Raw genomic sequence first — 13,819 nt, 5'->3', positions numbered from 1 at the left:
ACTGTTCCACAATCGGTAAACCCTGTTCCGCATGGAGGCCCGCACGTGACCGAGCCCGCCGCCGAGGCAACGCCGAACGCATCGGCGCCCGTCACCCCGGCTCGTGACGCCCAGCTGCTCGAACGCACTGTGTTCGAGGTGAAGCGGGTCATCGTCGGCCAGGACCGGCTCGTCGAGCGGATGCTCGTGGGTCTGCTGGCCAAGGGCCATCTGCTGCTCGAAGGTGTGCCGGGCGTCGCGAAGACGCTCGCCGTGGAGACGTTCGCCCGCGTGGTCGGCGGCTCGTTCTCCCGCGTGCAGTTCACGCCCGACCTGGTGCCCGCCGACATCCTCGGCACCCGCATCTACCGCCAGTCCACCGAGACGTTCGACGTCGAGCTCGGACCCGTCGTCGCGAACTTCGTGCTCGCCGACGAGATCAACCGCGCGCCCGCCAAGGTGCAGTCGGCGATGCTCGAGGTCATGGCCGAGCGGCACGTGTCCATCGGTGGCCGCACGTTCCCGATGCCGAACCCGTTCCTGGTGCTGGCGACGCAGAACCCGATCGAGAACGAGGGCGTGTACCCGCTGCCGGAGGCGCAGCGCGACCGGTTCCTGTTCAAGATCCAGGTCGAGTACCCGACCGCCGAGGAAGAGCGCGAGATCGTCTACCGCATGGGCGTCGAGGCGCCCACGCCGAACCAGGTCCTCTCCCCGGAGGAGCTGGTGCGCCTGCAGGGCGTCGCGTCGCGCGTCTTCGTCCACCACGCGCTCGTCGACTACGTGGTGCGCCTGGTGATCGCGACTCGCGCGCCCGGCGAGCACGGCCTCACCGACGTCGCCGGCTGGGTCGCCTACGGCGCCTCGCCGCGTGCGTCGCTCGGCATCATCGCCGCCGCACGTGGCCTCGCGCTCGTGCGCGGCCGTGACTACGTGCTGCCGCAGGACGTCGTGGACGTCGTCCCGGACGTGCTGCGCCACCGTCTCGTGCTCTCCTACGACGCGCTGGCCGACGGCGTGCCGCTCGACCACATCATCACCCGCGTGCTGCAGATCGTGCCGTTGCCGCAGGTGTCGGCCCGTCCGCAGCAGCCGGTTCCGGCTGGTAGGCAGTGAGCGACAAAGAGACCGCCGAGCGCCCGTCGTGGGCGCCTCCGATCCTGCGCGGCGTCAAGATGGAAGCCGCGCTGCGCATGCTGGAACTCGAGGTCCGGCGCCGTCTCGACGGTCTGCTGCAGGGCAACCACCTCGGCCTCGTGCCGGGGCCGGGCTCCGAGCCGGGCGAGGCGCGCACCTACCAGCCCGGTGACGACGTGCGCCGGATGGACTGGGCGGTCACGGCCCGCACGACGATCCCGCACATCCGGGAGACGGTCGCGGACCGCGAGCTGGAGACGTGGATGGCGATCGACCTGTCGCCGTCGCTCGACTTCGGCACCGCCGCCTGCGAGAAGCGCGATCTGGCCATCGCCGCGACCGCCGCGGTCGCGCACCTGACGCGCGGCGGTGGCAACCGGATCGGCGCCGCCGTCTCGACGGGTGCCGAGAACGTCCGCATCCCGGCCCGCGGTGGCCTGGCGCACGCGCGCGGCATGATCCGCAAGATCGCCGAGATCGACCGGGCGCCCGAGGGCACGCGCGGCGACCTGGCGGCGTTGCTGGAACAACTGCGCCGCCCGCCTCGCCGGCGCGGCCTGATCGTGGTGGTCTCCGACTTCCTCGGCGGCATGGAGTGGCAACGGCCGTTGCGCGCCTTGTCCGCGCGTCACGACATCGTGGCCATCGAGGTCGTCGACCCGCGTGACGTCGACCTGCCCGAGGTCGGCACCGTGGTGCTGTCCGACCCGGAGAGCGGCCGGCAGCGCGAGGTGACCGCGTCCGCGTTGCTGCGCAAGGAGTTCGGCGCCGCTGCCGCGGAACACCGGGGCGAGGTGGCGGCGGGCCTGCGCCGTGCGGGCGCCGGGCACCTGGTGCTGCGGACGGACTCGGACTGGATCGCGGACACGGTTCGTTTCGTGGTGGCGCGCAAGCGTCGCTGGTCTGGGGGTGTCGCATGAGCTTCTCGAACTTCGTCGCCCCGTGGTGGTTCCTGCTGCTGCTCGCGGTCGGGCTGCTCACCGCCGGATACGTGGTGGCGCAACGGGTCCGGCGCAAGCGGGTGCTGCGGTTCACGAACCTGGAACTGCTGGAGAAGGTCGCGCCCAAGCGGGAACGCTGGTCGCGGCACGTCCCGGCGGCGTTCCTGCTGGCCGCGCTCGCGTTGCTGACGGTCGCGCTGGCCGGTCCGACGTCCGAGCAGCGGGTCCCGCGCAACCGGGCGACCGTGATGCTGGTGGTCGACGTGTCGCTGTCGATGAAGGCCACGGACGTCAAGCCGTCCCGGCTGGAGGCCGCGCAGGTGGCCGCCAAGTCGTTCGCCGAGGGCCTCACTCCGGGCATCAACCTCGGCCTGATCTCGTTCGCCGGCTCGGCCACCGTGCTGGTCGCGCCGACGACGGACCGTGCCGCCGTCACGCAGTCGATCGACGGACTCAAGCTCGCCCAGTCGACCGCCACGGGTGACGCGCTGGTGGCCGCGATGGCGTCGATCGACTCGTTCGGCAAGGTCGTCGGCGGCGCCGAGGGCCCGCCGCCCGCCCGCATCGTGCTGATGACGGACGGCAAGGAGACCGTCGGGACGAGGAAAGCCTTCGACGCGGCCGAGGACGCGAAGAAGGCCGGGACCCCGATCTCCACGATCTCGTTCGGCACCGAGGACGGCGTGGTCGACATCGAGGGACGGCAGCAGTCCGTGCCCGTCGACGACGACTCGATGAAGGAGATCGCGAAGATCTCCGGCGGCGAGTTCTTCAAGGCCGCGTCCGCCGAGGAACTGCGCCGCGTCTACGACACGCTCGGCGAGCAGATCGGCTACGAGAAGAAACAGGCCGACGCCTCGAAGCCGTGGCTGCTGCTCGGCACGATGACGGCCATGTTCGCGGCCGCCGCTGCTTTGTTGCTGGGTCAGCGCCTGCCGTAGGTGAGCAGTACGACTCCGTTGTCGAACGCCCTGGTGCCCTTGAGTGCCAGGGCGTTCGGCTTCTGGAAGAACGGCGTGCCGCCGCCGATCGCGGCCGGGTTGACGTAGAGCCGGATCTCGTCGACCAGGTTGTGCTCGAAGAACGTCTGGAGCAGCTCGTTGCCGCCGACCATGCTGTCGCCTTCGAGCTTTCGGATCTCGTCCGGAACGACCTCGGTGCGGGTCTCGGTGTTCCAGTCGGTGAACCGCCGCGTGCGCGAGTAGACGATCTTGGGCATGTCCCGCCAGATCGGGGCGAAGTCGAGCATCGCCCGCGGCCAGCCGGGGTTGTCCTCGGCGTGCGGCCACGCCTGCAGCATCAGCTCGTGGTTGCGGCGGCCGTTGAGGAACCTGCTCATCTTCGCCAGTTCGGCGTTGACGTGGCTGTGCAGCTCGTCGCTCATGTGGTGCCAGCCGATGTCGTGATCGGGGTCTTCGAAGAACCCGTCCAGCGAGACCGAGGCCATCGTGATGATCATTGTGGGTTCCTCGATCGTCGAGCACGTGAAGCGGTGTTCCAGTATCGCGCTGTCGCGGCGCCCGGCACGAGCGATGAGACGTGGGTCAGCTTTGGCTGTGCGCGCGCGTTCCGTGGTGTGGCGACCAGATCTCCTCGGCGCGAGCGCTGGCTTGCGGGGTGAAGTAGTCGCCGGTCTCGAGGTCCTCCAGCAACGTCCTGTGCTTCGGCGACCAGTTCAGGAGGGCCTGTGTGTGCTCGCTGGAGACGGGTACGTCGAGGGAGAAGAACCTTGCCAAGAAAGGGTGTCCGAGGTGCTCGGCGGCCTGTTCGAGGGTGAGCGGGACGCTGGGGACGCCGAGGATGCGCGCGATCTGCCCGGCGATGCTCTTGATCGTCACGGCGCTTTCGCCAACGGCGTGAAGCACGCTTCCGGCGGGAGCTTTCTCCAACGCCAGGCGGAAGAGACTGGCGGCGTCCGAGCGGTGGACTGCCGGCCACCGGTTGGCGCCGTCCCCGATGTAGGCCGAGACACCCGCCCTGCGCGCGGCGGCGATGAGAGCAGGGATGAACCCGTGGTCGCCTGGGCCGTGAACGGTCGGCGCGAGTCGCACGACACTGGCTCGCACCCCCTGATCCGCGAAGCTCAGGCACGCCCGCTCGCCCGCCACACGAACGGCGACGACCGAGTCGGGATCCGGTGCCTCCTTCTCGGTGCTGACCCGGCCACCCGGCATCACCAACGTGCCTGACGTGATGACCAACGGCTTACCGGACCCGGCAAGGCCCTGACCAAGCGCCTCGATCGCGCCGCAGTCGCGACGGGCGAGCGCGTCCGGATCGGCGTAGTCGCCGCCGTAGGCCATGTGCAGGACACCATCGGCGGCGTCGGCGCCGTTGCGCAGGCTGTCGAGGTCGTCCAGGGAGCCGTGGTGAGAGGTGGCGCCCAGTGCCTCCAGCCGGGTGGCGGACGCGTCCGAGCGTGCCAGACCGATGACGGTGTGGCCCGCCTCGATGAGTTCGGTGACGACGGTGGGGCCGGTCTGACCGGAACCGCCGGTGACGAAGACTCGCATGGCACTCCTGTTTATGTCAGTGACTGGCGCTACTTGGTGACAGTCACTGACGCTACACGTTACGTCAGTGACTGGCGCAACGTGGCGCCAGTCACTGACATGACCCGGTAGGCTCAGGGCATGCCGAGAAGCGGACTGGAAGCGCGCCGCCGCCTTCAGCAGGCGGCCCTGGAGCTGTTCCAGGAACGTGGTTTCGATCGGACGACCACGGCTGAGATCGCGGCCCGTGCCGGCGTCAACGAGCGCACCTACTTCCGGCACTTCGCAGACAAGCGTGAGGTCCTGTTCGACGGTGAGGACGATCTGCGCGCGTCTCTGGCGCAGGCGGTGGCCGAGGCGCCAGAGGGTCTGCAGCCGTTCGAGATCCTGCTCTGCGCCTTCCGGAGAACCGGCCGGGCACTCGAGGCCAACCGCTCGTTCGCGGAGCCGCGATTCGCGGTCATCGCCGCCACACCGGCGCTACGCGAACGCGAGCTGGCCAAGCACGCGTCGCTCGCCGACGTCGTGGCGGAGGCGCTGCGGCAGCGCGCCGTCCCCGACCGGCTGGCCGCGCTCGCGGCTCAGACCGGCTGGGCCGCCTACCGCCAGGCGGTCCAAGCCTGGACGAACGACCCCGGACAGGGCTTGGACGCGCACCTCGCTCAAGCCTTCGACGATCTGCGCACCCTCTCCGCGACCGGTTGACCGCGAGGGGGCAGCTTCGGCATCGCTCCTGGCGAGGAGGGGATGTCATCCGTGCAACCTCCGGTATTCCGCCGCGGCACCGGGATGCAGCGGCACCTTGCCCGTGTCGATCAGACTGCGCACGTCGAGGTACTGCGTGCCGAGCGCCTGTTCCGGCACCAGTTCGGCGGCCCTGCCCACCAGCAGCCGCACGACGGCGCTCGCGTGCTCGGCGGTGAGGTCCGGCCGGCACACCAGCAGGTTCGGCGTGCCGATCGTGGGGACGTCGACGGGGGAGCCGTAGACGCCCATGCGGACGTCCACTCGTTCGTAGACCTTGCCGTGGTCCTGACGCAGCTTCGGCAGAAAGCCGTCCAGCGGCAGGAGCCTGATCCCGCTGGCCTTGTCGAGTTCGGGGGTCGGGACGCCGCCGGACCACAGCAGGGCCGCGATCTCGCCCGCCTTGAGGGCGTCGACCGCGTTGCGCAACGGGTAGTGCGCCTCCTGAACGCCCAGCGCGAGCCGTGAACCCTGCAGAGCGGCACCGGATCCGTCCGCGCCCAGCGACACGGGCTTGCCGATCAGGTCGGCGGCGGTCGTGTACGGCGAGGACTTCAGGACCACCAGCTGCAGGTAGTTCTCGTAGACGCGGCCCAGCGCGACGAGGCCGGGTTCCAGGTGGGCGCTGTCGCTCAACGACAGGCCGATGTCGGCTGTGCCTTCGCGCAGGTGCCTGAGGTTGTCGGCGCTGCCACCGGTCTGGATCGGCGTGATGGTCAGCGGGCTGGGGGAGAGGCGTGAGATCAGCGCGGCGAAGTCGTTGTAGAAACCGCCGGGCTCGCCGCCGGCGATCCTGATGGTGCCGTCGGGTTCCGAGGAACCACAGGCGGTCACCGCGAGCATGCCCAGCAGTAGCGTCCGGCGCCTCACAGCAGCGGCTCCTTCGGCAGTTCCACCGTCACGACCAGGCCGTTGTCGGTGTGCAGCTTCAGCTTTCCGTCGTGCGCGGTGACGATGCGTTCCGCGATCGCCAGTCCCAGACCTGTGCCTCGCCGGGTGTCGTCGCCGCGCCAGAACCGTTCGGTGGCGTGCTTGATGTCCTTTTTGGACAGGCCGGGTCCGTTGTCCCGTACGGTCAGGGTGGCGCGGTCGCACACCACGGTGATCTCCGAGCCGCCGTACTTGATGGCGTTGTCCAGCACCACGTCCAGCACCTGCGCGAGGTCCGACACCGCGCAGCGCACCAGTCCGGGTGCCCGGTCGTCGACGGTGATCGTGACGCCGTCCGCCTGAGCTGCCGCACGCCACGCGTCGACCCGGTCGTGTGCCACGACCTGAAGATCGGCGAGTTCGGGTTCGACGCCTCCGGCCGCGCGTTCGGTGGCGGTGCTTTCGGCGTTGGCGAGAGCCAGAAGCCCGTCCAGCAACGACTCCAGGCGTTCGACCTCGGTCAGCAGCGATCCGTTGGAGGGCAACATGTCGACGCGCAACCGCAGTGCCGCCATCGGGTTGCGCAGCTGGTGCGAGGCGTCGGCGATCAGTCGTCGTTGCTGGTCGGCGGCCTCGGCGACGGCGTCGGACATGCGGTTGAACGACTCCGACAGCGCCCGCAGTTCGGCCGGTCCGGCGGTGTCGGCGACGTGCGTGCGCCGTTGGCCCTCGGCGACCGCTCGCACACCCCGGTCGAGTTCCTTCAAAGGCCTGAGCAGCCACCGTGACACGACAAGAGCCAGCAGCACGCACGCGCACGCCGCCAGCAACGCCCCGGCCAGCACGATCGCCCACCGCCGTGCCACGTCGAGCGCGGCCACGCGGGTCGACGCCCGCAGCACCACGGCGCCCGCGACCTTCGTGCCGATGCCGACCGGGCGGGCGAACAGGACGTCGCCGCCGCTCCACGGCAGCACCGTCGGAACGGGCGCGGCCGGCTGGTTGCGCAGGGCCGCGTCGATCTGCGCGGACACGTCACCGGCCGTCATGCCCGACTCCACGACGGGCGTGCCGGACGCGTCGACGACCACGATCTCCTCGCCGTAGACCTCGGCGTACCGCTCCGCCTCGGACACCACGACGTCGACGGGCAGCGTGGCGAAGCGGTCCAGGTCGGCGGTGCGGCTGATCACGAACTGCTGGGTGCGTTCGGAGGCAGTGCTCATCAGCAACGGGAACGCGAACGCCGTCACGGCCGAGAGCGAGAACAGCAGCAGCACCAACAGAAGCCGTTGCCGCATCTATTCACCGAGCCGGTAGCCGAAACCGCGGATCGTGTGCAGCAGCCCCGGCCGGTCGAGCTTGGCGCGCAACTGCGTGAGGTGCACGTCGAGCGTGCGCGACACCGCGACGAACGCGTTGCCCCACACCTCGTCCATCAGCTGCTGCCGGCTCACCGCCGTGCCGGGGCGTCGCGCGAGCACCGCCAGCACGTCGAACTCCTTGGTGGTCAACGAGATCTCACGCCCGCCGACCACGACCTGACGGCTCTGCAGGTCGATCTCCACGTCGGACACCCGCACGACGTCCTCGGGCTCCTGCGACCGGGCCGCGCTGCGCCGTGCCACCGCGTCGATGCGCGCCAGCAGTTCGGCCAGCCGCACCGGCTTGACCAGGTAGTCGTCCGCGCCGAGCCGGAGCCCTCGCACCACCGTGCGTTCGTCACCGCGGGCGGTCAGCACGAGCACCGGCACCGGGTCGATCTTGCGGAGCTTGCGCAGCACCTCCAGGCCGTCCTGGTCGGGCAGGCCGAGGTCGAGCAGCACCACGTCCGCGTCGCGATGGGCGATCAGCGCGTCGGCACCCCTGCGCACGCGGGAAGGCCGGTGGCCGTTCGCCCGCAGCGCTTCCACCAGGGCGTCGGCGACACCGTCGTCGTCTTCGACCAACAGCACCCGCATGGAAGCAGTATCAGCCATGAAGTCTGTTTCGTGTGCGTGGCGACGCGCCTAAGGGACGGTTAAGTTGCCCGCGGGGTGGGCGGAGGTTGCCGTACGTTCGGATGCACGGGACGTAGTTGTTCCATCACAACAGGTTCTGAGGGAACGGAGGGCGGTCTTGCGGCGACCGCCCTCCGCCTTCCGTTCCTAGCAGCGTTCGTCAGTCGACCCGTGGGCGCTGTAGCCGGATCCGAACACGTCGCCCGCCGCGTAGGTGCAGACGCTCAGCGTGTTCGCGCCGTACGACCACAGCTCCTGCTTGGTGCCGTCGTGGCCCGCGTAGTCGACCGCGCCGTCACTGGTGCGCGTCCAGATGCCCGCCCGGATGTGGTTGGACGGGTGCTTGGCCTTCCACGCGTCCCAGATGTAGACGTACGCCCAGTTCTTGTTGCAGCCCTTGAACTGCTTGAGCGACGCCACGGTCTCGGAACCGTGCTTGAGGTACTTCGTCGACCCGATCTGCGTGACCCCGCTGGAGCACTTGGGGTTCGTCTCGGCGTGCGCGGCGCCGGTGAACGTCATCGCGATGGCCGCGGCCGCGAGTGCGGTGGCACTGATCTTCTTCAGCATGTCAGCAACGCTCCTCGGTCTCGACGCCGCCACCGTAGGACGCCGCCTGGATTGAGCCGTAACCCTTGGTGCACTTGGTCAGCGTGTCCGTGCCGTAGGACCACAGCTCCTGCTTGTTCTCGGCCCGGTTGTAGCCGCTCGGGAACTCGGCGCCGCGGACCTGGACACCGGCGAAGATGCTGTAGGTCCGGTGGCTGGCGCGCCACGCGTCCCAGACGTAGATGTAGCCCCAGTTCTTGCCGCAGCCCTTGAACTGCTTGACCGAGGCGATGGTCGTGCTGCCGCTCTTGATGTACTTGGTGGCGCCCATCTGCGTGACCCCGCTGGAGCACGACGGGTTCGTCTCGGCGTGCGCGGCGCCGGTGAACGTCATGGCGATGGCCGCGGCCGCGAGGGCGGCGGCGCTGATCTTCTTCAGCACGTCAGCACCGCTCCTCGGTCAGGCCGGAGTACGAGTACGACGACGAGATCACCGAACCGTAGCCACGGGTGCAGACCGACAGCGTGTTCGAGCCGTTCGACCAGGCCTCCTGGCCGCCCTCGCCAGGGCCGCTGTAGCCCAGCGGGCCCTCGCTGGTGCGGGTGTAGATGCCCGCGGCGGCGCGGAACTTGCTGCCGTGCTTGGACTTCCAGGAGTCCCAGACGTAGGTGTAGCCCCAGTTCTTGTTGCAGCCCTTGAACTGCTTGACCGAGGCGACGGTCTCGGAGCCCGCCTTGATGTACTTCGTGGCCCCGATCTGCGTGACGCTGCCGCAGTACGGGTTCGTCTCGGCCTGGGCCGGTCCGGCGAATGTGACGGCGATCGCCGCCGCCGCCAGCACGGCGGCCCCAATCCTCTTCTGCATGCGCACGACGATGGCCGGGCGCGGTTAGTCAGCGGTAAATCACACCCAGCCTGGCCGCGAGCGCGCTGGCCAGGTGGACCGGTTCGCGTTCGGTGGTGTGGCGGATCTGCGTGCGGCAGCTGAAGCCGTCCGCGATCACCAGCGCGTCCTCGTTGTCGCGCAACGCCGGCAGCAGGTCCTGTTCGGCGCAGGCGATCGAGACGTCGTAGTGCCCCTTCTCGAAACCGAAGTTCCCGGCCAGTCCGCAGCAGCCCTCGACGATCTTCGGCTTCAGCCCGGCCCTGGCCATCGCCTCGCGGTCCGGGTCGAACCCGAGTTCCGCGTACTGGTGGCAGTGCGTCTGCACGACGGCCTCGCGGGCGCCGTCGAGTTCGGGCAGCTTCGGCGCGACGTGCTCGGCGAACGTCCGGGTGGCCCGCGCCAGCGCCTGGACGGACGGCTCCTGCGACAGCTTCGGGGCCTCGATCCTCAGGAACGCCGTGCAGCTCGGTTCCAGGCCGATCACCGGGACGCCCTGGCTCGTCCACGGGTGCAGCGCCCGTGCGGTGCGTTCGATCACCCGGCGCGCCTTGGAGAGTTGCCCCGTCGAGTGCCGCGTCAGTCCACAGCAGACGTTCGCGGACGGCACCTCGACGCGGTTTCCCAGATGCGCCAGCACGTTCGCGGCGTCGAGACCGACGCCCGGTTCGAAGTGGTTCGTGAACGTGTCGGGGAACAGCAGCACCGGATCGCCCTTGCCGATCGGGTGCAGCTGGCGCACGAGGCGGGTGGTCTGCGTCGGCAGCTCCCGTTCCGGCGTGATCCCGGCGAACCGGCCGAACTTCGCGGTGAACCTGTTGATCAGCCCGTACTTCAGCCACGTCGGCAGCCAGCCCATGGCGTAGTGGGCAAGCGGCCGGAGTCGCCCCTTGTAGTGCTCGTGCAGGAACTCCGCCTTGTAGCTCGCCATGTCGACGTCGACCGGGCAGTCGCGTTTGCAGCCCTTGCAGCCCAGACAGAGGTCCAGGGCCTCCGCGACCTCGGGCGACCTCCAGCCGTCCTTGATCACGTCGCCGTTGAGCATCTCGAACAGCAGATGCGCACGGCCTCGCGTGGAGTGCTTCTCTTCCTTGGTGACGCGATAGCTCGGGCACATCACGCCGCCCTTGGTGTTGAGGCACTTGCCGACGCCGACGCACCGCCGCGTGTCGCTCGCGAACTCCGCGCGGGTCGGGATCCTCGGTGGCGCTACCAGGATCCGCAGGTCGTCGTCGAGCTTCAGCGGCTCCACGATCCGGCCGGGGTTGAGCAGGTTCCCGGGGTCGAAAGCGTGCTTGAACTGGCGGAACGCCCTGATCGCCTCCGGTGGGTACATGCGGCTGAGCAGCTCGGACCGCGCCTGCCCGTCGCCGTGCTCGCCCGACAGGCTGCCGCCGTGGCGGACGACCAGGTCGGCGGCGTCCTGCAGGAACTCGCGGTAGCCGTGCGCGAGGTCGAAGTCGATGCGGACGTGGATGCACCCCTCGCCGTAGTGGCCGTAGGTGATGCCGCGGCGGCCGTACCCGGTCAGCAGCTGGTCGAACTCGCGCAGGTAGGCGCCGAGGCGCTCCGGCGGGACGGCCGCGTCCTCCCAGCCGGACCAGGCCTCGCTGCCGTCGGCCATGCGGGTGGCGAGTCCGGCGCCGTCCTCGCGGATCCGCCAGAGCGCCCGCTGCTGCGCCGGATCGTGGATGATCATCGAGTTCCTGGTGATCCTGGCGACGCGTTCGGGGTCGTCCTCGACCTCGACGAACAGCCAGCTGCGGCCTTCCGGCAGGTCGGGGCGGGTGCGGACGCTGTGCACCAGCGACTCGTTCAGCCCCTCGATCGCGAGCGCGTTCTCGATCTGGGTGACCTGGTCGGCGGCCTCGTAGGTGTCCGCGAAGCCCAGCACGACCAGGACGCGGCGCTCGGGCCTGCGCACGAGCTTCAGTTCCGCGCCCAGCAGCACGACACAGGTGCCCTCGGTGCCGACGAGCTGTTGCGTGAGCGTCGGGGCGTCCAGCGCGTAGCCGCTGACCCTGCGGCTGAGCTGGGGAAACCACGCCGGGTCGTGGTCCGGCAGGGCGAGCAGAGGCGGGTTCGTCGTGTCGAACGTGCGGCCGTCGGCGGTCAGCACCTGGAGGTTCGTGACGTTCTCGCTGGTCTTGCCCCACCTCACCGAGTGCGCGCCGCACGCGTTGTTGCCGATCATCCCGCCGATCGTGCAACGGGAGTGCGTCGACGGGTCCGGGCCGAAGAGGTGGTCGCCGGCCTGTGCGTTGATCTTGTCGAGCACGGCACCCGGCTGGGCGAACGCGCGGTCCCCGGAGATCTCGAACGCGGTCAGGTACCGGCTGAAGTCGATCACCAGGCCGGTGCCGCACGCGTTGCCCGCGATGGACGTTCCCGCGCCACGGCTGGTGATCGGCACCCGGTGCTCGGCCGCCAGCCCGACGGCCGCGACCACCGCGTCCGTCGTGCGTGGACGGACGACCACCCGCGGCACGTGCCGGTAGTTCGACGCGTCCGCCGAGTACAGGGCCCGGCTGGCCGGGTCGTCGAGCACGTCGCCGTCCACATCGCGCCGGAGCTGATCGAGAAAGGCCCGCATCACCCGATCATGCCCGCATTGATGTGACATGCCTCCGCCGATGCCGGTCTACCTGCCGGTAGCCGATAACCTCACCCGGTCAACCAGCAGCGATTCTCAGGAGAGCTAGTGAGTCGGTCCGTTCTGGTCACCGGAGGCAACCGCGGCATCGGCCTCGCCATCGCGCAGGCGTTCGCGGCGCAGGGCGACAAGGTCGCGGTGACGCACCGCGGGTCCGGCGCTCCCGAAGGCCTGCTCGGCGTGAAGTGCGACGTGACGAACTCGGCGGAGATCGACGCCGCGTTCACCGAGGTCGAGGCCGCGCACGGTCCCGTCGAGGTGCTCGTCTGCAACGCGGGCATGACGCAGGACACGCTGCTGCTGCGCATGAGCGAGGAGCAGTTCACCCAGGTCGTCGACGCGAACCTGACCGGCGCGTTCCGGTTCGCCCAGCGCGCCTCCCGCGGCATGCTGCGCAAGAAGTTCGGCCGCATCGTCTTCATCTCGTCGGTCGTGGGCCTCACCGGCGGCGCCGGCCAGGTCAACTACGCCGCCTCCAAGGCCGGCATGGTCGGCATGGCGCGCTCGATCGCGCTGGAGCTCGGCTCGCGCAACATCACCGCGAACGTCATCGCGCCCGGCTTCATCACCACGGACATGACGGCGGACCTGCCAGAGGCCGTCCGCGAGGCAGCGCTCAAGCAGATCCCGGCCGGCCGTTACGGTGCGGCCGACGAGATCGCGCGCGCCGTCACGTTCCTCGCCGCGAACGAGGCGGGCTACATCAACGGTGCCGTGCTGCCGGTCGACGGCGGCCTCGGCATGGGCCACTGAGCTTTCTCCACTACTGCTGTCTCGTACTGCGAAAGGGTTGGATCAAGTGACCGGACTGCTCGAAGGCAAGCGACTGCTGATCACCGGTGTCATCACCGACGCGTCGATCGCCTTCCACGTCGCACGCGTCGCCCAGGAGCAGGGCGCCGAGGTCGTGCTGACCGGGTTCGGCCGGATGAGCCTCGTGACGCGCATCGCCCAGCGCCTGCCCAAGCCCGCGCCCGTCGTCGAGCTCGACGTGCAGAACCAGGAACACCTCGACACGCTCGCCGACCGCGTGCGTGAGCACGTCGACGGCCTCGACGGTGTCGTGCACGCCATCGGCTTCGCCCCGCAGAGCTGCCTCGGCGCACCGTTCATGGACGCGCCGTGGGAGGACGTCTCCGTCGCGATGCACGTCTCCGCGTACTCGTACAAGGCGCTCGTGCAGGCCACTCGCCCGTTGCTCTCGCACGGCGCGTCGGTCGTCGGTCTCGACTTCGACGCCCGCCAGGCGTGGCCCGCCTACAACTGGATGGGCGCGGCGAAGGCGGCGTTCGAGTCGATCAACCGCTACATGGCGCGCGACCTCGGCCCGGACGGCATCCGCGTGAACCTGATCTCCGCCGGCCCGGTGCGCACGATGGCCGCGAAGTCCATCCCGGGCTTCGGCGAGCTCGAGAAGATGTGGGGCGAGAAGGCTCCGCTCTCGTGGGACGTCGACGACCCCACGCCGGTCGCGAAGTCCGTCTGCGGCCTGCTGTCCGACTGGTTCCCTGCCACCACGGGATCGATGGTCTTCGTCGACGGCGGCGTGCACTTCCTCGGTCTCTGATGT

General features: G+C 69.6%; 15 protein-coding genes. 6 read left to right on the top strand and 9 right to left on the bottom strand.

Features of this window, described 5'->3' with window-relative positions:
- Nucleotides 1-45 precede the first annotated feature (45 nt).
- Genes OG205_RS17795 through OG205_RS17785 form a run of 3 tightly spaced genes read left to right on the top strand, consistent with a single transcriptional unit; the run spans nt 46 to nt 2,998 of the window.
- Nucleotides 46-1,095, top strand: coding sequence for an AAA family ATPase (locus tag OG205_RS17795; RefSeq protein ID WP_319973182.1), 1,050 nt, complete (start codon nt 46-48; stop codon nt 1,093-1,095).
- 59 nt (nt 1,096-1,154) lie between these two features.
- Nucleotides 1,155-2,036, top strand: a complete 882-nt coding sequence (locus OG205_RS17790) for a DUF58 domain-containing protein (protein ID WP_330278178.1) — start codon at nt 1,155-1,157, stop codon at nt 2,034-2,036.
- A complete protein-coding gene (locus OG205_RS17785) occupies nt 2,033-2,998 on the top strand; it encodes a VWA domain-containing protein (protein WP_330277363.1) in 966 nt (321 codons plus the stop codon). The genes OG205_RS17790 and OG205_RS17785 overlap by 4 nt, the downstream gene beginning before the upstream one ends.
- On the opposite strand, the gene OG205_RS17780 is transcribed toward OG205_RS17785, so the two are convergent.
- Both OG205_RS17780 and OG205_RS17775 read right to left on the bottom strand, forming a co-directional pair.
- Nucleotides 2,983-3,516: a dihydrofolate reductase family protein gene (locus OG205_RS17780; RefSeq protein WP_330277362.1), complete on the bottom strand. Its 534-nt coding sequence runs from the start codon at nt 3,514-3,516 to the stop codon at nt 2,983-2,985. The genes OG205_RS17785 and OG205_RS17780 overlap by 16 nt on opposite strands.
- 85 nt (nt 3,517-3,601) lie before the next feature.
- Nucleotides 3,602-4,570: an SDR family oxidoreductase gene (locus OG205_RS17775; protein WP_330277361.1), complete on the bottom strand. Its 969-nt coding sequence runs from the start codon at nt 4,568-4,570 to the stop codon at nt 3,602-3,604.
- A gap of 120 nt (nt 4,571-4,690) precedes the next feature.
- Here OG205_RS17775 and OG205_RS17770 point away from each other — a divergent pair, with 120 nt between their 5' ends.
- On the top strand, nt 4,691-5,254 hold the full coding sequence (locus OG205_RS17770; protein ID WP_330277360.1) for a TetR/AcrR family transcriptional regulator: 564 nt from the start codon (nt 4,691-4,693) through the stop codon (nt 5,252-5,254).
- A gap of 45 nt (nt 5,255-5,299) precedes the next feature.
- On the opposite strand, the gene OG205_RS17765 is transcribed toward OG205_RS17770, so the two are convergent.
- From OG205_RS17765 to OG205_RS17735, 7 genes are all read right to left on the bottom strand, one after another.
- Nucleotides 5,300-6,163, bottom strand: coding sequence for a TAXI family TRAP transporter solute-binding subunit (locus OG205_RS17765; protein ID WP_330277359.1), 864 nt, complete (start codon nt 6,161-6,163; stop codon nt 5,300-5,302).
- The gene (locus OG205_RS17760; RefSeq protein ID WP_330277358.1) at nt 6,160-7,464 is read right to left on the bottom strand and encodes a sensor histidine kinase; all 1,305 of its coding nucleotides are present in this window, start codon (nt 7,462-7,464) and stop codon (nt 6,160-6,162) included. The genes OG205_RS17765 and OG205_RS17760 overlap by 4 nt, the downstream gene beginning before the upstream one ends.
- Nucleotides 7,465-8,124: a response regulator transcription factor gene (locus OG205_RS17755; RefSeq protein WP_093588014.1), complete on the bottom strand. Its 660-nt coding sequence runs from the start codon at nt 8,122-8,124 to the stop codon at nt 7,465-7,467.
- A gap of 186 nt (nt 8,125-8,310) precedes the next feature.
- Nucleotides 8,311-8,733, bottom strand: coding sequence for a hypothetical protein (locus OG205_RS17750; protein ID WP_330277357.1), 423 nt, complete (start codon nt 8,731-8,733; stop codon nt 8,311-8,313).
- Between the two features lies 1 nt (nt 8,734).
- The gene (locus OG205_RS17745; RefSeq protein WP_330277356.1) at nt 8,735-9,154 is read right to left on the bottom strand and encodes a hypothetical protein; all 420 of its coding nucleotides are present in this window, start codon (nt 9,152-9,154) and stop codon (nt 8,735-8,737) included.
- A 1-nt stretch (nt 9,155) separates the two neighbouring features.
- Nucleotides 9,156-9,578, bottom strand: a complete 423-nt coding sequence (locus OG205_RS17740; protein WP_330277355.1) for a hypothetical protein — start codon at nt 9,576-9,578, stop codon at nt 9,156-9,158.
- A 28-nt stretch (nt 9,579-9,606) separates the two neighbouring features.
- A complete protein-coding gene (locus OG205_RS17735; protein WP_330277354.1) occupies nt 9,607-12,189 on the bottom strand; it encodes an FAD-binding and (Fe-S)-binding domain-containing protein in 2,583 nt (860 codons plus the stop codon).
- A gap of 108 nt (nt 12,190-12,297) precedes the next feature.
- Between OG205_RS17735 and OG205_RS17730 the strand changes: the two genes are divergently transcribed.
- Nucleotides 12,298-13,002, top strand: coding sequence for a beta-ketoacyl-ACP reductase (locus OG205_RS17730; protein WP_330277353.1), 705 nt, complete (start codon nt 12,298-12,300; stop codon nt 13,000-13,002).
- A 46-nt stretch (nt 13,003-13,048) separates the two neighbouring features.
- Nucleotides 13,049-13,816, top strand: coding sequence for an enoyl-ACP reductase FabI (fabI, locus tag OG205_RS17725; RefSeq protein WP_093588011.1), 768 nt, complete (start codon nt 13,049-13,051; stop codon nt 13,814-13,816).
- Nucleotides 13,817-13,819 lie beyond the last annotated feature (3 nt).

The organism is Lentzea sp. NBC_00516, from assembly GCF_036346835.1.
GTDB classification, from domain to species: domain Bacteria; phylum Actinomycetota; class Actinomycetes; order Mycobacteriales; family Pseudonocardiaceae; genus Lentzea; species Lentzea sokolovensis.
Note: the sequence above shows the minus strand (reverse complement) of the source record. Positions and strands in the feature narration are given on the sequence as shown.